This window comes from Gordonia polyisoprenivorans NBRC 16320 = JCM 10675, from assembly GCF_000241325.1.
Lineage (GTDB): Bacteria > Actinomycetota > Actinomycetes > Mycobacteriales > Mycobacteriaceae > Gordonia > Gordonia polyisoprenivorans.
In genome coordinates, this window is record NZ_BAEI01000065.1 from 1 (window position 1) to 20,494 (window position 20,494).

Sequence of the window (20,494 nt, forward strand, 5' to 3'; positions counted from 1 at the left end):
AACCCGAAACCAGCCCTGACACACGAGGTCTCGAGGCTCGTCGCTGGCGCTCCTCGGCACCTCGACCACCGGAAAAGGCGCCCCGCCGGAGCGCCCGCCTACAGATATAACTTCCACCGCAGCGGACCACCGACCCGAAAAATCGCGGTTTTCAGCCCGATTCGGTGGAAACTGTATTCCCCCCGATGGTCGAGGAGCCCCGCGCGAGCGCAGCGAGCCGGAGCGTCTCGAGACCACCGGGCAGAATAACCCCGTTACGAATCGACCTCGCCCGGCCGCTTCTCGGCCCGACGTCGCGGTAACCGCAGGGTCGGCCAGACGGTGGTCCGACGCGGGGCGACGGGCAGGCGCCATCGGAACGCGAGCCCGCACAGACGCAGGGTCGTGGCCATCGCGGCCCCCGCCACCAGCAACACCCCGTGCGCCGAGGGGAACATGGCGTGCCCGGCGACGTACACACCGGCACCGACGAGGGCGGGCACCGCGTAGAGATCGGCCGGCTGCAACAGCAGCGGCACCTCGTTGACCAGAACATCGCGGATCACACCGCCACCGATGGCGGTCAGCATCCCGACGAGCACCGAGGCCAACGCACTCGCGTGCAAGCCGACGGCGACGCTCGCACCGGTCGTGGCGAACAGTCCCATACCGAAGGCATCGAGCACCAGGATCGTGCGACGCAATTCGGTGAAGGCCGGATGGAAGAAGAAGACGACGACACCGGCGATGGCCGCCGTCGCGACCGGCGGCCAGGTCTGCAGAGACGTGGGCGGGGTGACCCCGAGGAGCAGATCACGCAGGATGCCACCACCGACGCCGGTGAGGATCGCGACGGTGAGGATGCCCCAGAGATCAAAGTCCTTGCGCACGCCGAGCACCGCACCCGACGCGGCGAACACGGCGATGCCGGCAATGGTGAGAATCTGCAGCAACACGGGTACTCCTCACAGCAACCGCCTCTCACAACGACGACCGCCCCGAGAAACTCCCGGGGCGGTCGGTACATTGTGGACCGGCTATCCGGTCAAACGTTCGCTCAGCGGCGATCGAGATCGATGATGCCGGCCTGCGCGGCCTTGACGAGGCGACGCGGGATGCGCTGCGCGACGCCGTTCACCTTGACCTCTTGCAGTGCGGGATTGTCCGCCTTCCACTGCGAACGACGGCTGCGGGTGTTCGCCCGCGACATCCGGCGCTTCGGTACAGCCATGATCGTGCCCTTCTCTACGTGGTCTCGCCATTCATCCGCACCGAGTACGGGGGATGATTGCTCCTGGTCAGCGCGTCCGCGGCAGTTAGGCGCGACACGCAACCCCACCAGACTACCCGGCGGGTGGTCGCGGATCCAAAACGTGCCGTCACCCCCGACCAGGGGTGGTCACGAGGAACTCGACGACACCGCCGCGAAACCACCGATCAGTACGTTGATCACGATGTAGACGATGAAGATCACGAGCGCCGCGGCACCGATGATGATCCCGGCGAGTGCCAATCCCTCGCCTTCCTCGGTGCCTTGCGAGTCCCTGATCTGGTTTCGGGCGATGACCCCGAACACGATCCCGAGCCAGCTCAGGCACCCACAACCGACGAGCGACACGACGAGCGCCGCGATGGCCATCGGATTCGTGCGCTTGGCCGGCACACCGACGTAGGGCTGCCCGTATCCCGGTTGCCCATACCCCGGCTGCTGCCCGTAACCGGGTTGTCCAAAGCCTGGTTGCCCGTAGGAAGGCTGACCGTAGCCCGGCGCAGCCTGAACGGGCTGGCCGTAGCCGGGCGTCCCGGACGCCGGATACGACGGTGCGCCGTAGGCGGGCGGAGTCGACGACGCCGGCGGCGTCGGCGGCTGCAACGGCGGCAGCCCCGCACCCTGCGACGGTGTCGGGGGCGTGGGATTCAGCTGGGTCGACTGCCACTGCGACGCGTCGTCGGACGGTGTGGTCGGCTTGCTGAAGTCGATCTTGGGGTGATGGATCGTCGTCTCGTCATCCGGCGATGCGCCGGAGTCCGGTGAGTGCCCGCGGTCATCCTGCGGTGTGGACATGCTTCGACCTTCCTGATCGGCCGCCCGGAGGCGTGATGCCGATCAGAATAGCGAACCGGTCGGTCACCACCGCACACCGAAGCCGACGACTCATCCGTTCGATCGGTACCGGTGACGCGGCAATACACTCGTCCGGGTGTCAGGCGTCGTCTCCGGTTTCACCGCGATCTTCATCATGGTCGGCGTCGGATTCCTGCTCGGCCGGACCGGACTGCTGGGTGAACATGCCCATGAGGTGCTCTCCCGGCTGGTCTTCTTCGTCGCCACACCGGCGCTGCTGTTCTATTCGCTGGTGACCACCGACCTGTCGGTCGTGTTCTCCTCGACCCTGGTCATCGCCGGCGGCAGTGCACTGATCATCGGGCTGCTGTACTTCGTCGTCGCAAAGGTGTTGTTACGCAGACCGACTCCCGATCTGGTCATCGGCGCACTGTCGTCGTCGTATGTCAACAGCGTCAATCTCGGTGTGCCGATTGCGATCTTCGTGCTCGACGACGCGTCGTTCATCGCGCCGCTGCTGCTGTTCCAGATCCTCATCTACTCGCCGATCGCGTTGACCGCACTGGATCTCACCGCGCTGGAACGCCGGACCGGTCACCCGTTCCGGGATGCGATCGTGTTGCCGCTGACCAACCCGATCGTCATCGGCGGCGTGCTCGGGGTGGTCCTCTCCGCGATCGGATGGACCCCACCACAGGCGATCCTGGAACCGCTGAAGATGCTGGGCAATGCCTCGGTGCCGGGAGCCCTTCTCGCCTTCGGTCTGTCGCTGACCGGGGTGACGGTGTTCAAGAAGGGGCAGAGCCCGCGACGCGACATCGTGCTCGCGACCGTGCTGAAGACCATCGCGATGCCGGTCCTCGTCTACGCGATCGCGCGCTGGGGCTTCGGCGGGCAGGGCCACAAACTGTTCGCGCAGACCGTGATCGCCGCTCTGCCCACCGCGCAGAACGTCCTGGTCTACGCCACCCGATACCGGCGAGGTCAGGTACTCGCCCGCGACACGGCGTTGATCACCACACTCGCGTCGATCCCGGCGATCGCGATCATCGCGTGGCTCCTGGCCTGATCGTCGGGGTTTCGCCCCAATCAGTCGAGTGACACCGATCAGTCGAGTGACACCGATGCCGTCGAGAACTCTCCGGCGGCGCCGACGGCGATCTCCTCCTCGCGCTGATGGGCGCTCATCGGGTGTCCGCCGCGCGGAATGGCGAAGGCCGCCAACGCCGCGGCGAGCGCGAACGCCCCGGCACCCAGCAGAAACGCCACCCGGTAGGCGTTCTCGGTGGGCAACGCCACCGGCACACCGCGCACCGAGTGCACCGCCACCTCGGCGGCGAGCACGGTGATGATGACGGCACTTCCCACCGCGCCGCCGACGGTCCGCATGATCGAGTTGATGGAGTTCGCGATTCCGGTCTCCTGTGGCTCCACGTTGGCGACGAGCAGCGCCGGCATGGCCGCATATGCCGCTGCCACAGCCACATTCGCGACGATCAGGCCGCCGATCATCTCGCCGGTGTTGTCGTGCAGCACGGTGAGCATCATCATGCCGGCGACCCCGACGATCCCCGCGCCGAGCAGCACCACCCGCGGCCCACTCCGGGCCACGAGCAGTCCGGCGATGGGTCCGACGAGGATCGACACGATCGCCGCGGGCAGCATGAACACGACGCTGGTCCGCAGGACCGACGCACCGAACCCGTAGCCCGCCAACAGTTCCGGCGTCTGCACGAAGTAGGTGGCGCCGAGGAACACGCTGAACATCGCGAAGCCGACGCACAGTGATGCGGTGTTGGTCGCGAGCACCGCGCGATGTTTGAGCAGATCCACCGACACCAGTGGCGTCGCCCGGCGCGATTGCAGGACCCAGAATCCGACGAGGACGACGACGGCGGCGACGTAGAGGCCGATCACCCGCGCCGATCCCCACCCCCAGGCGTGGCCCTGCGAGGTCGGCAACAGCAAACACACCAGTCCGATCGCCAACACCAGGGCGCCCGCATAGTCGACGCGTCCACCCGATCCGGCACGGTTCGGGACGGCGGCGAGCATCAGACCGATCACCACGACGGTCATCGCCACACACAGCCAGAAGATCCGGCGATAGTCGGCGTCGTTGCGGGTGAGCAGCCCGGTCGCCACCAGGGCCAGCCCGCTGCCCACGCCGAGCGCCGAGGCGGTGATCGCCATGGCGGCGGTGAGTCGCTCGCGCGGGAGTTCTTCGCGCAGCACGCTGATCGCCAGCGGGAACAAGCCGAAGCTCGCACCCTGCAGGACTCGTCCGACGATGAGCACGTCGATCGAATCGGCAAGCGCGGCAACGAGACTGCCGGCGAGCGTCAATGCCAGCGCGGCCACGATCACGCGTTTGTGGCCGTAGACGTCTCCGAGGCGACCCAACAGCGGGGTGAACGCCGACGCGGCGAGCATCGTCGCGGTGGTCACCCAGCCCACCGTGGTCAGCGAGACGTCGAGTTGCTCGCCGATCTGCGGCAGTACGGGCACCGCGAGGGTCTGGATCATCGAGAGCAACAGGACCGACGCCGCAGCGGCGACGATCACGAGCGCCGGGGACACCGGACGCCGGGTGGTCGAAGAAGACATGCCGACCACCATAGAACAGAAATCGACAGTGTGTCGATTCGGATCGACGTGACGTCGATTATGTGCCGTTCCCTACGATGAACCCATGAGTTCCGCCAAGACCGCGGCTGCGGGGCGTCGGCGCGGCGCCCCGACCAAGGGCGACCGACGCGAGGAGCAGATCCTCGCCGCCACCCGGAGGCTGTTGTCGCACCTGCCGATCGGCCAGGTCACCATCGATGAGATCGCCTCGGCGGCCGGGATCTCCCGCACGAGCTTCTACTTCTATTTCCCGTCCAAGCAGGCCGTCCTGGCCACACTGATGGAACAGACCTGGAACGAATTCACCAACACCCATGAGTGGTTCGACTCCGACGGCCCCGACCTCGACGGCCTGCACGCCCAGCTGGCGGCGGTCGCCGCGATCTGGCGCGACAACGGTCCGATCCTCGCGTGCGCGGCACAATCGGGACAGTCCGACTATCCGCCGCTACAAGAATTCCTCGGCCGCGCGCGGGAGCGCTTCGTGGCCAGGCTCGCCGCCAAGATCGAGCGCGACCGCGCCGCCGGCCTCGCCCCGGACGGGCCGGCCGCCGCCGAACTCGCCACCCTGGTCGCCATCGTGCGTGACGGGCGGCTCGCCGAACTCGCACAGGGCGACCCCGACGACGCACGTGATGCGCACGCCCTCGACGCACTCACCCAGACGATCGGCCGGATGATCTACGGGCGGGTGGGCTGACGCAGCGGCCGCCTCAGTGCCCGCACTGCCAGGGCTTCCGCGGCGTCTCGCCGCGCTCTTTGCGTTTCACGTCCACCCCGCCCATCAGCGCGAAGCCGGTGATGTGGATGGTGGGTGCGCCCGGCGCACCCGGACCCGAGGCCTTGTTGCTGAACCCGCCCATGACGGCGCCACCGCCGACCTCCACGGCGACATCCGGCGGCACAGTGATGTCGATGCCGCCCATGACGGCCACACACTCGATCGTCAGATGCGGCGCGGTGAACTCGACCTCCCGCAGGTCGATCTCCACGCCACCCATGATCGCGGTGGCCGAGAGCTGATCGGCGACGGCCGCTTGCCCCTTGAGCTCGCTGCCCGACATGATCGCCAGACGGCTGCGGATCGGTTCGCGGCCGCTTCCGGTGGTCACCGTCGAGGGATACGGCGCGTCGGGCTCCGGTAGCGCCACTCCGAGCTGGGTGACCGGCAGATCGTCGGTGAGAGCATCGAGCTCACCGAAGGTCTTGGCCATCACCGCTTTTCCCGCCCGCTCCTCGTACTCGGCGGGGGTCAGGCTCCCCTGCTCCATCGCCGCCGACAAGATCTCGTGCACCAGTTCACGATCGGCGTCGGCGGCGCGCATCCGCGATCGACGGTCGTCGTCGTAGGTCGGGTCCTCTGCAGTGCTCACCGGTTCAGACTAGGCCGGTCGAGCGGGCCCCGACATTGGTGAACACCCTGAGATCCGACCCTGAGATCGCCACCGGAGTGCTCCCGGTCTGGCACGATCGGGCCATGCGGCGAGCGGGCAAGATCTTGATGTGGCTCGGCATGATCGCGGTGGTCATCAGCCTTACCGCGGGCGTTCCGATCGCTGTGATCGGACTGTCGAAGGTCGGAGACACCGCGGCACGGGCGTTCGAGGTCCACGGTTCGGCGACCCGCCACCTCGACGCCGGCGACACCCTGGTGCTCTACGCACCGGGAACACAGTCCAGCGCCTCCGAGGACCCTTTCCCGTCGTGCACTGTCAACGGACCGGGAGCCCAACGCTGACCGCCGAATTCGACGTACTCGTTCACTTACCGCAACAGCACCGTGCGGTCATTCGCCCAGTACTTGATCACCAGCGACGGCCAGTACACGCTCGATTGCGGAGAGTCCTACGTAATCGGCGCCCCACCGGTGTCGGTGGGCGGGCTGTTCTTCGGCATCGCCGGCATCCTGCTCGCGGTCTTCGGTGGTGGCTTCGGTCTGGCCGTCGCGATCACCGGTCTCGTCCTGAGGTTGGTCGGTCACGCCGGCGACGCTCGGCGGGATGACCGACGATGATGTGAGTTCCCCGCCCCTGTGCCGAATGAGCACACGCTCGGTCGTCCGAATGTCTTCCCTAAGCGCCGATGGTCAGAGCTCGAACGCGCCGACTTCTCCCCGGCCCCCGCCGAACGGTTGGACTATCGGCCAAGGTCGATGAGGTCGCCGTCAGGCTCGGCCGGGGTCACACCCGCGGCAATGAGCAACCTCTCGACGAACCCCTCGTCGAGGGTCTCACCTGTGAAGAATGCGCGGTAGTAGAGCGGGCCGAACAAAATGTCCACGACCTCATCGACGTCGCCGGCGGATGGCATCAGCAAGCCTCTTCTGGCCGCATTCCCCACGAGATCTCGAATGAATCGTCGTCGGGGACGAAGCCAATGTTCGACGAACATCGTATGGGCCGCGGGGTCGGCAAGCGCCCTCGCGGCAAGCGCCCTCAAAGGCCCCGCCGTCGGCGGGTTGACGAGTATGGCGACCGTCTCCATGACCTGCGTCCGCAACGCCGCGATCGGATCGTCGGCGGTGGCCTCCACCGAGTCGCTGATCGACTCGAGAAGGGCGTCGGTCAGTAGTTCCTGCGGATCCGACCACCAGCGGTACAACGTCGTGCGGCTTGCGCCCGCGGCCTGCGCGATGCGATCGAACCCGATGTCGACTCCGCCGGCACTGGCCAATTCGATGGCCGCGTGCAAAATGCGCAGGCGTAGTTCCTCGCTTCTCGGCCTTCCCCGGCGGCGGCCGCCGCCCGATAGCATTTTTGTACATGAGGTACAGTATATGTATAGGTCGATGATCAGCGGCGAATCCGCTGGGAAGGAACGCCACGGCGACGTCTCAACCACCGAGCGCAACACCTGGACTGGCAATCATGGCACCTACCTCTGCCCGGGGAAGGTATCGAACCCGGAGTAGGTCCGAAAGGCTCCCCCGGGCTCCCGTGGAACCACACAAGAGATCGGACCACGTCAATGACATTGACATTCACCGCATACAACGGTTTCACGCTTCCTGTCGTGGGATTTGGAACCTATCGATTGAACGGCAGCCAGGGTTTTGAGGTAACCAGCCGTGCAATCGCGACCGGTTACACCCTGCTCGATTCGGCATTCAATTATGAGAACGAAGGCGCCGTCGGACGCGCGGTGCGATTCTCATCGGCGCCACGCAGCGACATCATCGTCACCTCAAAGCTCCCCGGTCGCCATCACGACTATGACGAAGCTCTGACGACAATCGAGGAGAGCGCCTTTCGGATGGGACTCGACTATCTGGATCTGTACCTCATCCATTGGCCGAATCCGCGCCAGGACAGATATGTTGAAGCGTAGACCGCACTGATCGAGGCGCAAAAGAAGGGTCTTGTCCGCCAGATCGGTGTGAGCAACTTCCTTCCCGTACACATCAAACGACTCGAGGAGGAGACTGGCGTACTACCCGTCGTGAATCAGATCGAGTTGCATCCCTACTTTCCGCAAACCGAGGCAATCGCCTACCATAAAAACAAGGGTATGCTCACCGAGGCGTGGAGTCCTCTAGGCCGAGGAAACGACCTTCTCACCAACCCGATTATCACCGAGATAGCCGCGAAGCATTCGGCCGATCCAGGGCAGGTCGTGTTGTCCTGGACGATCGCCCGCGATGCAATCCCACTCCCGAAGGCGGCCTCTCCCGAACGGCAGCGGGTGAACTTGAATGCACCCTCACTGGCTTTGAACCCCATCGAGATCGAAGCGATCACCGCACTGGGTCGGCCCGAAGGGCGAACCCATGATCAGGATCCCGCGGTCTACGAAGAATTCTGAACACCGACAAAGAGAAGAAGGCGAGAATCCCCCATGAGACAATACCTACGGCGCATTCCTTTCTCTTATTTGGGCTATATACTGCTGTTGATTTCTTCGGCGTTCCTCGGCGTCTTCATCACCCTACTCGGGACCGACGGCAGTACGGGTTGGACGATCTGGTCCGGGATCGCCACCGTCGCGACACTACTTGTCGGCGTCAGCTTTATACGGTTTCAGGTCGTCGAAAGCCATGACAACGAGCCGCAAGACGAGATGGTGATTTCCGCACAGCCGATGATCCCGGGCGAGAAGCGCTCCGAGTTTGAAGAATACCGCGAGGAGCATCCACATAACAGGGCGGACGATACGGGCAACTGACCGCGTCCGTCCGGCAGTTGGCGAGGGGCCTGTTCCAGACGTGGGGCGTCTTTCGTCGTCGCGGCCCGGTCAACTCCTCCTTCGACTCCCATGGCGCGATCTGAGGTAGTCGCCGACGACCGCCGCGCCGAGACCGTCGACGTCGGGGGCGATGACCCGGCCCCCGATGCGGCGGGCGATCTGATCCATGAAGTGCGCCAACCCGGGATCCTCGCCGAGCCGGAAGAACGTGACCTGCGCGCCGAGACGGGCGACGTGGTCGAGCTCGCGGACGGTCAACGCGATGGTCTGCGGGTGCGGCGGATAGAAGAAGAACGGCTCGCCGCTCGGGTCGAGGTGCGCGGTCGGTTCACCGTCGGTGACCACGAGCACCACCGGTTGCGCATTGGGGAACCGACGCAGATGCCGACCGGCCAGCAACAGGGCGTGATGCAGGTTGGTGCCCTGCTCCATTCGTGGCTGCAACCCGGTCAGTTCGGCGATGTCGATGGACCGGGCGTAACGGCCGAACGCGATGAGATGCAGTTCGTCGCTGCGGAATCGGGTCGAAATCAGGTGATTGAGCGCAATCGCCGTGCGCTTCATCGGAGTCCAGCGGCCCTCCATCTCCATGGAGAACGAGGTGTCGACGAGCAGCACCACCGCGGCCTGTGTTCGCGCCTCGGTCTCGGCGACCTCCACGTCGCGCACGTCGATCCGCACACCCGGATGCAGGTCGCTGGTCGGATGCCCTTCCGCGGCGGTCCGTAACACGGCGTTGGCGACGGTGCGCGAGACATCCCAGGGGTCGGTGTCGCCGTAGGCCCATTCGCGGGTCGAGCCGGTCGGCTCGCCGAGCAGCCCGCGGTTGCGGGTCTGGCGGTCGCCGCGGGCACCCATCTGGTCGGCGATGTCCCGGAAGATCGCCTGCCCGAGTTGACGCATCGCCTTGGGGCTCAGGCGGAGTCGGCCGTCGACGGTCCGGTCGAAGAAGCCCTCCTCGCGTAGCGCCTTCTCCAGTTCCTGCAGGGTACGCGCGTCGACGCCGGCCTGCTCACCGAGTTGCCGTTCCAACGCGTCGATGTCGATGTCGTCCATCTGCGCACCGGCGTACTGCTGGGACAGTTGTTCGGAGAGCGCCTCGAGTTCGGAAATGTCGCGCAGTGCCGCGGCCCCCTCCCCCAGGCCCATCTGCTGATCGCCCGAGAACTCCTGGGCGTTGTCCCAGTCGAGCCCAGGCCGGGCCTGGCGCAGCGCCGAATCCATTTGCGCGAGTTGACTCATCAGGTCCGGCGAGCCGAATGCCTGCTGCGCGAGCTGATCGAGTTCGGCCCGCTGCTCGGGCGTCAGCGAGTTGTAGAACTGCTGGGCCGCGGCGGCCCGCTGCGCCAGCGAATCGATGAGTTCTTCGGTGTTGCGCGGGTTCTCGGGAAAGTACTCGCCGTGTTTGTTCATGAACTCCTCGAACGCCTGCGACGTGTCCTCACCGCGGTTGTGGGCGTTGAGGAGCTCGTTGAGGTCGGCGAGCATCTCCGACACCCGCTGCCGGTCGGCGTCGGTGGCGCCCTCGAGCGCCTCCTTCATCCCGGCGAAACGCTGATCGAGCAGTTCTCGACCGAGGAGATCCTTGATCTTGTCGTAGTCCTGCTGCGCCTCGGGGCTGCGCCACTGGTAATCGGAGAGTTCCTCGACGGCCTGCGCGGTGGAGCCCGGGAGACTGCCGATCTGCATCTCGGCGAACCGTGCGTCGTCGTCGAGGTCGCGGGCAAGTTGTTTGCGCTCGTTGAGCACTGCCCGGTCGAGGAGTTCACGGATCTCGGTGAAGGTGCCGTCGAGGTTGCGCTTCTTGAGCAGTTCCTGACGCCGCCGGTTCACTTGCTCGCGGAGCTTGTCCAGACCCCGCATGTCCTGCGACCCGCGTCGCAGGAACTCCTGCAGCGCCCGTTGTGGGCTGACGCCGGCCATCACGTCGTCGCCGATCTCGCTCAGCGCTTCCCGCAGATCCACCGGCGGAGCCAACGGATCCGGCCCGCCGGTGTAGCGCTGATACCGGGATCGGTGAAAATTCTTCTGCACCATGGGTTTCTCCGGAGTTGGTCGAATCCGCCGGGGCCGTGCCCGGCCGTGGATCGCAGGAATGCGTGGATCGGCGGTTGCTCAGCCGTAGATCGTCTGCCCCGACTCGTCGGCTTCCTTGCCGATGCGTCGCGCGAGGAACAGCCCTTCGAGGGCGAGTTCGACGGCACTGGCCCGCTCGCCGTCCGAGCCGGCCTCGAGTCGCTCGGCGATCTCGTCGATCACCGGCGCGGTGGTATCCGGCGACGGCAGCGAGTCGAGGAAGTCCGCGGCGGGCACCCGGTCACCGGTGACCACGAGCTCCCCGGCCTCCAACGCCGACACCAGCGGCGCCATGTCGATGCCACCGAGGTGGGCGCGCACCGTGTCGGCGACGGACTTGCGCATCAGATGCTCGAGGATCTCGAGTTCACGGCCTTCTTCGCCGGACTCGAACTCGATCTTGCCGCGCAGCACCTCGATCACCGATTCCAGGTCGACGACGCGAGTCACCGGCACCTCTTCGCCGGTGACTGCCGCGCGATGCAGCGCCGCCGCAGCAACGGTCTCGGCGCCGGCGATCGAGAACCGCGCCGACACCCCCGACCGCTGATCGATCGACGGGTGGTCGCGGGCGTAGCGGGTGAACCGCGCGAGGATCTCGGTGATGAAGGTCGGCACCGTGGCGGTGAGGTCGGCCTCCTGCTCGATGACGGCGACCTCGTCGTCGAGTTCGATCGGGTAATGCGTGCGGATCTCGGCACCGAAGCGGTCCTTGAGCGGAGTGATGATGCGCCCGCGGTTGGTGTAGTCCTCGGGGTTGGCGCTGGCCATCACGAGCACGTCCAGCGGCAGGCGCAGCGTGTAGCCGCGGACCTGGATGTCGCGTTCCTCCATCACGTTGAGCATCGAGACCTGGATGCGTTCGGCCAGGTCGGGGAGCTCGTTGATGGCGACGATGCCACGATGCGCGCGCGGGATGAGCCCGAAATGGATGGTCTCCGGGTCACCGAGGCTGCGCCCCTCGGCGACTTTCATCGGGTCGATGTCGCCAACGAGGTCGGCCACCGAGGTGTCCGGGGTGGCGAGCTTCTCGCTGTAGCGCTCGTTGCGGTGGCGCCATTCGATGGGCAGGTCGTCGAGGAGGTTGGCGGCCTTGCGGATCGATGCCGGGGTGATCGGCTCGTAGGGATGCTCGCCGAGTTCGGAGCCGGCGATCACGGGCGTCCACTCGTCGAGCAGGCCCACGAGGGTCCGCAGGATGCGGGTCTTGCCCTGGCCGCGTTCGCCGAGCATGACGACGTCGTGTCCGGCGAGCAGCGCACGTTCGAGTTGCGGGATGACCGTCGCCTCGAATCCGACGATGCCCGGCCACGGATCGCTGCCTTCGCGCAGCGCGGTCAGCAGGTTGTTGCGGATCTCGTCGCGGATGCTGCGCTGCACATGACCGCTTGCGCGCAGTTCACCAAGGGTGCGAGGAGAGGGATGACGGGTTTCGGTGGTCGTTGAACCGCCGGTCGGGGCGTCGGTCGTGAAATCCCCGGATGTGAAGTCTTCTGCCACCTCGTCCACGGTACGCCGGAGAGCCGCGGTCGCGCCCGGTTCGCCGACGGCGCCCCTGCTTTCGCCGACAGCGCTCGCCACCACGCCCACAGCGCTCGCCAGCCCGCCCACAGCGCTCGCCACCACGCCGACAGCGCTTCAGCGAGCGCTGTCGGCGGTGGGAAGAGCGCTGTCGGCGGCGGGACGGGCGCTGTGGGCGGCGGAAAGAGCGCCGTCGGCGAGGTCCGGCTACCCGGTGGCGACGGTGTGGTGCCGGCCGGTGCGGTGGCCGCCGAAGCCGGCGGTCGGGCCGGGAGTCGCCGACCCGGTGGTGGTGGCCCCGGTGGTCGTGCTCGCCGGAGTCGCCGTCGTCGACGCGGGTTGTGGTGACGGCGCCACGGTTAGGTCGTACACCGTGTAGTTGCCGATCGCGGTGCCGTGGAAGTTGGCCTCCACCCACTGCTGGATCTGTGTGGTCACCGAGGACCGTCCGCCGCCGAAACCGGTGTTGCCGAAGGCTTTGGTGATTGCGCTCATCAGCTCCGCATTGGCGCTGCCGTTCTGCGACGAGGTCTCCGGGGCGAGGTAGTAGCCGATGTCCTTGTCGGCGACGTACTTCTGGAATTGCGCCAGGCTCGGCGCCGGGTCGTTGGAGAACCCGCCGACACCCATCACCGGCACGTGTGCGGCGAGTTCGACCCCGGCCGCGGAACTGGTCCGCGACACCGCCGCGGCCCACCGTGCGTGGCTGTTCTGCAGCATGGCCTGAAGTTGGGCGGGCAAGGTCGTGGCGCCACCGCCGAATCCGCCGAACCCACCGAATCCGCCTGCACGGTTACCCGACGACCCGGTGCCCGTCCCCCCGGTGCCCGAGGACCCGGTAGCCCCGTGGCCGGAGTGCGTCGTGCCACCGAATCCGCCGTGCCCGCCTGCGGTGCTGCGTTCGGGCAGCACCGACGGGCTGCCGCCGGTGTGCGAGATGGTGTCACCGGTGATCGCATATGCCGCCGGCGCCGCGAAGATGCCGATCATGCCGAGCACCCCCACCGCCAGCGCGATCCGACGTCCGAAGGTCGACGGCAATGCGACGAGCAGGGCGGCGACGATGCCCGCGACGAGTACCACCCACCGCAGCCAGGGCTGCCAGTTCGGCTCGTGATCGAGGAGCACAAACGACCAGATGGCTCCCGCGGCGATCATCGCGGCCAGACCGAAGCGGGCGGTGTAGCGCTGCCAGCTCACCGAAGCATCACGCGCAGTCCAGGTTTGGTGGACTCCCAGGCCGACGAGACCGGCGATGGGCGGAGCGATCGCCAGCGAGTAGTACGGGTGCGCGATGCCGCTCATGTACGACAGGACCAGTCCGTCGACGAGCAACCACAGGCCGAACAGCAGGGTTGCCGCGCGCACGAGGTCGGTGCGGGGACGACGCCCACGCAACGCCAGGACGGTGATCAGCGCGATGAGCGCGGTCGGCAACAGGAACGAGATCTCGGCACCGAATTCCCCGGTGAACAACCTCGTGATCCCCGGTTGAGCACCGAACATTCCGCCGCCGAATCCGCCACCACCACCACCACCACCGAAACGCTCTGCCAGTTGCGGGTTCTCGTGCATGAAGTCGGCCATCGCATTGGCCGGGTTGCCGTGGGCGCCACCGCCACCACCGCTTCGGCCTTCGACACGTTCGAGTCCGTTGTAGCCGATGACGAGGTTCATGAAGTTGTTGTCGGTGGAGCCGGCAAGATAAGGCCGCGAGGATGCGGGCCACAGCAGCGTCAGCACCACATACCAGCCCGCCGAGAGCACAAGTGCCACAGCGGCAATCACCAGATGCCACATACGCCGCCAGAACGTCGGCGGGGCCGCGATGAGGTAGACCGCGCCGAGCGCGGGCAGCACCATCAGGCCTTCGAGCATCTTGGCCAGGAACGCGAATCCCAGTGCGACACCGGCCAAAGCGAGCCACCGCGCCGATCCGCGCGCGGTCGCACGCAGGGTGCAGTAGGCCGCTGCGGTCATCAGCAGCACCATCGCGGCGTCGGGGTTGTTGAACCGGAACATCATCGCCGCAACCGGGGTGATCGCGAGCGCGAGGCCGGCGATCAGTCCGGCCGACCGACCGGCGACGCGGGTGACCATCGCGTACATCAACGCAACGGCGGCCACCCCCATGAGGGCTTCGGGGATCAGCATGCTCGCCGAGGAGAATCCGAAGATCTGGCCGGACAAGCCCATCACCCACTGCGACACCGGTGGCTTGTCGACGGTGATGAAGTTGGACGGGTCCACCGAGCCGAACAGCAGCGCCTCCCAGTTGCGCGACCCGGCCCACGCCGCTCCGGCATAGAAGGTGTTGCCGTACTGGTTGGTCGTGATGTTCCACAGGTAGAGGACGGCCGTGGCGATAAGCAGTAGTGCCAGCCACAGCCGGTCGCGCGCGGTGGCCGGTGGCAGCGTCGAATCCGCGGAAACCGACAGATCGGATCCTCGATGGTGGCTGCTCGGAGCATCATTCGCAGTGGTGTCGAACGGAGCGACACCGGGTTGGGTTGCGGTCACGATGATGATCGTGCGCCGGATGCACTGACTTTCCGGTGTGGGCAAGCTGTCAGCTTGCTGTGAGGCAACTGGTTCCTTTGCGGGAGTTGAGAGAATGTCGTATTCGCCGGGGATGCCGTGTCGGTTTCACCCGATTGGCCGCCAGGCCGGGTCGCGTCCGATGAAGCCCGCGAGCCGGGTGACGGGGTCGGCGTCGGCGGGTACCGGCATCGCCGGACCGTACTGTCCCGAAGACCGGAGCATGTCCTCGATGCCCTGCATGCCCGAATAGACCTGGGCGGCGAAGTCGGTGTCCAGCTGCGGATCCCGACCGACGGCGGTGGCCAGATCCCAGGTGTGCAGAAAGACGTCGGTGGTGTAGAACCGGTCGATCGCGTCGGCCAGGCGCAACTCCCCGACCATCGGGTGGGTGAAGGTCGCCTCCGCGTCGGGGCCGTCGAGGAGCTGCTGTACCGCCGTCCGCCGGGCATCCCATGCCGCTGCGGGATCGTCGGCGACCTGTGGGCCCGCGGGCAATTCGACGTCGCCGGCAGCCAGGAACGCCGCAAACCAGTCGACGAGGTGCGCCACCACATCTCGGGTCACCCAACCGTCCACCGGCGTCGGCGCGTCCCAGTCCTCCACCGCCGCAGCGTGTTCGGCGAACCCCGCAGCCACGTCGCGGTGGCGGTCCGAGGCGGAGAGTTCGGCGAGTCCCCTGCTCACAGCTCACCGGCGTCGAGCATGCGGTCGAGGCCGGCATAGCCCTCGTTCACGCCGACCTCCATGCCGGAGGCGAGCCAGCCATCGCGCGCTTCGAAGCTGTCGCACAGGGATTGGGCATGCAGCCGGGTGTGGCCGTCGCCGAGGTCCTCGAACCACAGGGTCTCCAGCGACACCTGGTCGGGCATCCCCTCGAAGGTGAAGGTCTGCACGATCTTGTCATCGGCGACGGTGTGGAAGCAGCCGCGGAAACCGAATTCCTGGCCGTCGTGGGTGGAGACGTACCGCCAACTGCCACCGTCGCGAGCATCCCACTCGATGATGCGGCTGGAGATCGCGTCGGGGCCGACCCAGCGCACGAAGAGGTCGGGATCGATGTGCGCCTTCATCAATTGCGCGGGGTACCACGGAAGTCGCGGGTGATCCGGATGACGGGGACCTTCGGGTCCGCCTCGATCGCGGCTTCGGGATAACGGGTGCTGGTGGTCATGATGCCTGTCCTCTCGTGTCGGTGTTGATTCTCTTCGGGTTTCTTTTCCGGGTTTTCTCGGTGCCGCCGGCGGTTGCCGCCGGACCGTCGTTCATCTCCGCCAGCACGGCGTCGAGGCGCGTATAGCGCTCCTCCGCACGTCGGCGGTACCGCTCGATCCACTTGGTCATGAGGTCGAACACCTCTGCTTCCAAATGCACCGGACGCGTCTGTGCCTCACGGGTTCGGGTCACCAGCCCGGCGTCGGCGAGCACCTTCAGATGCTTGGACACCGCCTGGATGCTGACGTCATAGGGTTCGGCGAGTTGGCTGACCGTCGCGTCGCCCACCGCGAGCCGGGCCACCATGTCGCGCCGGGTCGGATCGGCCAGCGCCGCAAAGATCTTGGACAACTCGTCGGACACCAGAACCCATTCCTTATCGTCAACCGTTCGGTTGAATACGAGCATGCGCGCCCCCGCGGTCGTTGTCAACCCATCGGTTGAATATATGCCCGAGTCTCGGCACCGCTGCTTGCGCCGCGACGCCGTCGACCTCGGGTTTCAGCGTCCACACAGCAACGCCGGCGCACCGTCGGGGCCAGGGGGTACGAGGTGAAGCAAGCGCCGCGGCAGAGGTGAGACGCACCAAGGAGTGAGAGGGAATCATCATGAAGACCACAGCAAGAACACGTGTGCCGCTGGCATCGGCGATGGCGTTGGCGGCCACCCTCGCGGTCGGCGCACCCGCACTCGCCGACGCCCCGGCAACGCCCGCGTCGTTGTCGATCCAGGGCGACCTGCATCTGACCCCGACGATTCGGGTCCTACGGATCGACGCTCAGGGATCGCGCACCGCCGGCGCAACCACCGGTACCTACACCGCGACCCTGCTCGACGGCATGAATCCCACCCCGATCCAGGTTCGCGGTCCGGTGACCTGCATCAGCGTCGACGGCAACGCCGCCTCGCTGATCTATCCGATCAGCGACATCCGCCCCTTCGGGCTCCCGGCAGCTGTCAAAGATGCTGCCGCGATCCAGATCTCGGTGCGCAAGGGCGTCAACGGAGGGCAGTCGATGGTCGGCGTCAACGGCCCGATGCCCACCGACAGCTTCCACGGATGCGCGCCGGCCGCAACGCCGTTCGCGTTCGAAGGAACGATCCAGACCAGCGGCGGCTAGGGCTGTCGCGGTCCGATCGGCTCGTCTCCGCGCAGCGTGATGCGGTGCATCACACGGCGATTGTCGCCATAGTCACGGTTGGCATAGTGCAGGGTGTTCCGATTGTCCCAGAGGACAAGATCACCCAGGCGCCACCGGTGGCGGACGATGTGTTCGGGCTTGGTCAGGTGCGCGTACAGCAGGTCGAGGATGCCGCGGCTCTCGGCATCGGAGACACCCTCGATATGTGAGGTGAAGCCGGGGTTGACGAACAACGACTTGCGCCCGGTCTCGGGATGCACGCGCACCACCGGATGGGTCACGGGCGGAAGGTCGGTGACTTCCTTTCCGTCCCAGACGTTTCCGCGTCCGCCGCGCCGCTGCTTGAGGTAGTAGCCGAACTCACGGCTGCCGTCGTGGACCGCCGACAGCTTGTCGACGAGTTCGCGGATCGGCTCCGACAGCGACCGGTAGGCCAGCTCGGCGTCGGCCCAGTTGGTGTCACCGCCGTTGCGCGGCAACACCACCGGGCGCAGGATCGATCCCATGGGCGGGCGCGGCATGAAGGTGACGTCGGTGTGCCAGACGTCGGCGAAACCGTTGTCGGTGCTGTCGAGCGAGTAGACCTCGGCGGGCACGTCGCCGCTGTTCCAGACGGGATGCCCGGTGGTGAGGTCGCCGAGGCGCCGGCCGAATTCGATGTGTGCGGCGTCGTCGAGGTCCTGACCGCGCAGCACGATCACCTTGTATTCGATGAGGGCGGCGCGGATGGCGCGAATCTCGTCGTCGGTGGCCGACGCGACGTCGACACCACGGATCTCGGCCCCGAAATGGGGGCCGAACTCGTCGATGTCGAATTCGACGCCGGAGGCGACGGTACCTGCCGGGACGGGCGTGGAAAGTGCGGGCGTGGAAAGGGCGCGCTCAGGCGTGGCGGGGCCGGAAGTGGAGAGAGTCATCGGTGGAGTTCCTACTCGGATCGTGGTGTGAGATGCGGGGTCCGAGTACCACCGGCGGGGAACCATGGTGCGAACCGTCCGAGAAGCTCATCGAGTGGCCGACGAGGCGGGCGGTGGCGGTTCCGGTCATGTCACCTGTGTAGTCGGCGCCGGCGGGTTCACCCAGGGTTTGCCGCACGGTGAGTACAACCGGCACGGGTCCATCACTCGCTCACACCCGGCATCGCCTCGCCCCGGTCGGTCATGCCGGTGCGGCCCCGGACACCGCCGCCTCCTTGACCGCCGCGGCAACCTGCGCGCGCAGCACCGTGTACTCCGGTGAATCGCGGATCTCAGCGGGACCAACGCCGTGTCGTGGGATCGGCGAGGTGATGTCGAGGGCGACGCGACCCGGCCGCGCTGTCAGGACCACGATGCGCGAGCCGAGGAAGGCTGCCTCATCCGCGCTATGGGTGACGAAGACATTGGTGCGACCCAGATCCGCGCTGACCGATCGCAGGTCCTCCTGCAACGTCTCGCGGGTGAGCGCGTCGAGGGCGGCGAAGGGCTCGTCGAGCAACAGCAACGAGGACTCGCCCGCCAGTGCTCGGGCGATTGCGACCCGCTGCTGTTGTCCTCCCGAGATCTCCCAGATCCTTCGGTCTGCGGTATCCCCCAGACCGACCCGGCGCAGCAGTTCGTCGCGTCGCGTCGCACGCTGCGCCTTGGGCACCCCGGCATAGCGCAACGCAAGGTCGACGTTGCCCCCGACGGTGCGCCACGGGAACAGCCGTGGTTGTTGGAAGACGACCCCGGAACTCACTCCCGGTATCGGGGCGTCGCCGGCCACCGCGACCCGCCCCGCACTCGGCGTCTCGAATCCGGCGATCAGCCTGAGCAGAGTGGATTTGCCACACCCCGACGCGCCGACCAGAACCAGGAATTCGCCCGGATCGACGCGCAGATCAACCGGCCCCACCGCCGTGACCCGGTCGGCCTTGCTGCCATAGGTCTGCACCACCTTGCTCAGCGCGATCGCCGCCGACGCCCCTGAATCCGGAGCCGATACGGCAGGGCTGTGCTCGACGAGAGCCTCATTGCGAGGAGAGGACACCGGGTAGTCCCTTCGTGTAGATGGCCTGCTGGAAGGTCGACAACGGCGGGGCGCTCGGGATCTGCTGCTGCCCGGCGAGGAATTCCGCTGCGCTGTGCAGGTTCTCGGCAAGATTGCCCGGTTGGCCGTCAACACCCAACCAGGTCGGCGAGGTGAGTTCGGCCGTAGTGAGGAAGGTGCCCTGCTTGAGCTGGTTGGCGGCATCCTCGGGCGTGGTGCCCAGTTGCGCCGCCACAGCCTTCGCTGCCGCCTGCGGATCGTCGTGGATCAGCGCCAGCGCACGCGCCTGCACCTTGCGCCAGGTGTCGACGACCGACGGGTTGTCCTTGGCGAATTGGCTTGACACGACACCGAGGTCGAGGGTCGGCTTGCCCGCGGTGGCCAGTTGTCGGCTGGCGATGAGAGTCTTACCGGTCTTGCGGAGTTCGTCGAGCGTGGGTAGCCAGGTGTAGACGGCGTCGACGTCGCCGCGCTGCCACGCGGCCAGGGACGCCTGCGGCTGCAGGTCGATGATGTCGACGTCGGCGGGGTTCACCCCGGCCTGCGCCAGTGCGGCGAGCAGGCTGTAGTGCGCCGTCGACGCGAACGCCGTGGCCACCCGCTTGCCGCGCAGGTCGGCGACGGTATTGATGCCGGTGCCGTTGCGGGCCACGAGTGCCTCGTTGTCGCCGGCGACGTCGAGGACGAACGCCACCTGATACGGGATGTTCAGTGGTGCCGAGAGTCCGCGTGCGACCGGACTGGACCCGATGGCGCCGAAGTCGATCTGCTTGGCGATGAACGCGGTGTTGATGTCGGCGCCGGAGTCGAACTTGGTCCACTTGATGTTGTAGTCCGGCAGGGCGTCCTCGAGCCAGTGATTGTTCTTGACGATCAGGTCACCACTCGGGAATGACTGGTAGGCAATACGAATGGTGGGTTTACCGGAGTCCTGACCGGAGCGGTCGACCGAGCAGCCCGTCACCATCAGGAGGGCTGCGACCAGTGTCGCGAGCAGGACCGGTACCGCGCGCAGCGGTCGTCGACGATGGGTTGTCATGTGAGGTCAGGCCTTTCCACGCCAGGGCACCGCACGGTGCTCGATGACCCGCAGGACACCGTCGATGATCAGACCGGAGAACCCGATCAGAGCGATACC

Annotated in this window: 20 protein-coding genes and 3 pseudogenes; 7 read left to right on the forward strand and 16 right to left on the reverse strand. The window is 66.7% G+C overall.

The annotated features are described in order from the left end of the window. Positions 1-254: 254 nt before the first annotated feature. From GOPIP_RS16955 to GOPIP_RS16965, 3 genes are all read right to left on the reverse strand, one after another. Positions 255-935, reverse strand: a complete 681-nt coding sequence (locus GOPIP_RS16955) for a trimeric intracellular cation channel family protein (RefSeq protein WP_006370971.1) — start codon at positions 933-935, stop codon at positions 255-257. Positions 936-1,036: 101 nt separating this feature from the next. Next, positions 1,037-1,210, reverse strand: coding sequence for a 50S ribosomal protein L32 (gene rpmF, locus GOPIP_RS16960; RefSeq protein WP_014359175.1), 174 nt, complete (start codon positions 1,208-1,210; stop codon positions 1,037-1,039). Between the two features lie 168 nt (positions 1,211-1,378). Next, on the reverse strand, positions 1,379-2,044 hold the full coding sequence (locus tag GOPIP_RS16965; RefSeq protein WP_006370973.1) for a DUF4190 domain-containing protein: 666 nt from the start codon (positions 2,042-2,044) through the stop codon (positions 1,379-1,381). Between the two features lie 136 nt (positions 2,045-2,180). Here GOPIP_RS16965 and GOPIP_RS16970 point away from each other — a divergent pair, with 136 nt between their 5' ends. Continuing rightward, positions 2,181-3,113 (forward strand): AEC family transporter, encoded by a 933-nt coding sequence (locus GOPIP_RS16970; protein WP_006370974.1) that lies wholly within the window; start codon positions 2,181-2,183, stop codon positions 3,111-3,113. A 38-nt stretch (positions 3,114-3,151) separates the two neighbouring features. Here GOPIP_RS16970 and GOPIP_RS16975 read toward each other — a convergent pair whose 3' ends face one another. Further along, complete coding sequence (locus GOPIP_RS16975) at positions 3,152-4,651, reverse strand: MFS transporter (RefSeq protein WP_006370975.1); 1,500 nt, start codon at positions 4,649-4,651, stop codon at positions 3,152-3,154. Positions 4,652-4,736: 85 nt separating this feature from the next. Between GOPIP_RS16975 and GOPIP_RS16980 the strand changes: the two genes are divergently transcribed. Then, on the forward strand, positions 4,737-5,372 hold the full coding sequence (locus GOPIP_RS16980; RefSeq protein WP_006370976.1) for a TetR/AcrR family transcriptional regulator: 636 nt from the start codon (positions 4,737-4,739) through the stop codon (positions 5,370-5,372). Between the two features lie 13 nt (positions 5,373-5,385). Here the strand turns inward: GOPIP_RS16980 and GOPIP_RS16985 are convergent, their stop codons facing one another. Beyond that, positions 5,386-6,045, reverse strand: a complete 660-nt coding sequence (locus tag GOPIP_RS16985; RefSeq protein ID WP_006370977.1) for a DUF1707 SHOCT-like domain-containing protein — start codon at positions 6,043-6,045, stop codon at positions 5,386-5,388. Positions 6,046-6,149: 104 nt separating this feature from the next. Between GOPIP_RS16985 and GOPIP_RS29505 the strand changes: the two genes are divergently transcribed. Together GOPIP_RS29505 and GOPIP_RS29510 are read left to right on the forward strand one after the other, a co-directional pair. Then, on the forward strand, positions 6,150-6,410 hold the full coding sequence (locus GOPIP_RS29505; RefSeq protein WP_244421168.1) for a hypothetical protein: 261 nt from the start codon (positions 6,150-6,152) through the stop codon (positions 6,408-6,410). 42 nt (positions 6,411-6,452) lie between these two features. Then, positions 6,453-6,686 (forward strand): hypothetical protein, encoded by a 234-nt coding sequence (locus tag GOPIP_RS29510; protein ID WP_006370979.1) that lies wholly within the window; start codon positions 6,453-6,455, stop codon positions 6,684-6,686. Between the two features lie 122 nt (positions 6,687-6,808). Here the strand turns inward: GOPIP_RS29510 and GOPIP_RS16995 are convergent, their stop codons facing one another. Beyond that, the gene (locus tag GOPIP_RS16995; RefSeq protein ID WP_138944137.1) at positions 6,809-7,513 is read right to left on the reverse strand and encodes a TetR/AcrR family transcriptional regulator; all 705 of its coding nucleotides are present in this window, start codon (positions 7,511-7,513) and stop codon (positions 6,809-6,811) included. Positions 7,514-7,639: 126 nt separating this feature from the next. Between GOPIP_RS16995 and GOPIP_RS17000 the strand changes: the two are divergent. Together GOPIP_RS17000 and GOPIP_RS17005 are read left to right on the forward strand one after the other, a co-directional pair. Further along, a pseudogene (locus tag GOPIP_RS17000) lies at positions 7,640-8,473 on the forward strand (aldo/keto reductase). A 33-nt stretch (positions 8,474-8,506) separates the two neighbouring features. Then, a complete protein-coding gene (locus tag GOPIP_RS17005) occupies positions 8,507-8,833 on the forward strand; it encodes a hypothetical protein (protein WP_006370983.1) in 327 nt (108 codons plus the stop codon). A 69-nt stretch (positions 8,834-8,902) separates the two neighbouring features. Here GOPIP_RS17005 and GOPIP_RS17010 read toward each other — a convergent pair whose 3' ends face one another. From GOPIP_RS17010 to GOPIP_RS17035, 6 genes and pseudogenes are all read right to left on the reverse strand, one after another. Then, positions 8,903-10,891, reverse strand: coding sequence for a vWA domain-containing protein (locus GOPIP_RS17010; RefSeq protein ID WP_006370984.1), 1,989 nt, complete (start codon positions 10,889-10,891; stop codon positions 8,903-8,905). A 78-nt stretch (positions 10,892-10,969) separates the two neighbouring features. Further along, a complete protein-coding gene (locus GOPIP_RS17015) occupies positions 10,970-12,439 on the reverse strand; it encodes a sigma 54-interacting transcriptional regulator (RefSeq protein WP_035728291.1) in 1,470 nt (489 codons plus the stop codon). 219 nt (positions 12,440-12,658) lie between these two features. Beyond that, positions 12,659-15,016, reverse strand: a complete 2,358-nt coding sequence (locus GOPIP_RS17020) for an ArnT family glycosyltransferase (protein ID WP_006370986.1) — start codon at positions 15,014-15,016, stop codon at positions 12,659-12,661. 81 nt (positions 15,017-15,097) lie between these two features. Beyond that, complete coding sequence (locus GOPIP_RS17025; RefSeq protein WP_006370987.1) at positions 15,098-15,676, reverse strand: TIGR03086 family metal-binding protein; 579 nt, start codon at positions 15,674-15,676, stop codon at positions 15,098-15,100. Then, positions 15,673-16,163, reverse strand: a pseudogene (locus GOPIP_RS17030) (SRPBCC domain-containing protein). The gene GOPIP_RS17025 and the pseudogene GOPIP_RS17030 overlap by 4 nt, the downstream one beginning before the upstream one ends. Then, on the reverse strand, positions 16,160-16,567 hold the full coding sequence (locus GOPIP_RS17035) for an ArsR/SmtB family transcription factor (RefSeq protein ID WP_006370989.1): 408 nt from the start codon (positions 16,565-16,567) through the stop codon (positions 16,160-16,162). Before GOPIP_RS17035 ends, GOPIP_RS17030 begins: the two are co-directional and overlap by 4 nt. A 245-nt stretch (positions 16,568-16,812) precedes the next feature. On the opposite strand from GOPIP_RS17035, the gene GOPIP_RS17040 reads away from it, so the two are divergent. Continuing rightward, on the forward strand, positions 16,813-17,325 hold the full coding sequence (locus GOPIP_RS17040) for a hypothetical protein (RefSeq protein ID WP_006370990.1): 513 nt from the start codon (positions 16,813-16,815) through the stop codon (positions 17,323-17,325). Here GOPIP_RS17040 and GOPIP_RS17045 read toward each other — a convergent pair. The 4 genes and pseudogenes from GOPIP_RS17045 to GOPIP_RS29515 form a co-directional block, all read right to left on the reverse strand. Next, positions 17,322-18,263 (reverse strand): TauD/TfdA dioxygenase family protein, encoded by a 942-nt coding sequence (locus GOPIP_RS17045; RefSeq protein ID WP_006370991.1) that lies wholly within the window; start codon positions 18,261-18,263, stop codon positions 17,322-17,324. The two genes, GOPIP_RS17040 and GOPIP_RS17045, sit on opposite strands and share 4 nt — an antisense overlap. A 241-nt stretch (positions 18,264-18,504) precedes the next feature. Continuing rightward, a complete protein-coding gene (locus GOPIP_RS17055; RefSeq protein WP_006370992.1) occupies positions 18,505-19,356 on the reverse strand; it encodes an ABC transporter ATP-binding protein in 852 nt (283 codons plus the stop codon). Further along, a complete protein-coding gene (locus GOPIP_RS17060; protein ID WP_006370993.1) occupies positions 19,337-20,395 on the reverse strand; it encodes a taurine ABC transporter substrate-binding protein in 1,059 nt (352 codons plus the stop codon). Before GOPIP_RS17060 ends, GOPIP_RS17055 begins: the two co-directional genes overlap by 20 nt. Positions 20,396-20,401: 6 nt before the next feature. Further along, positions 20,402-20,494: pseudogene (locus GOPIP_RS29515) on the reverse strand (ABC transporter permease); the annotation flags it as partial.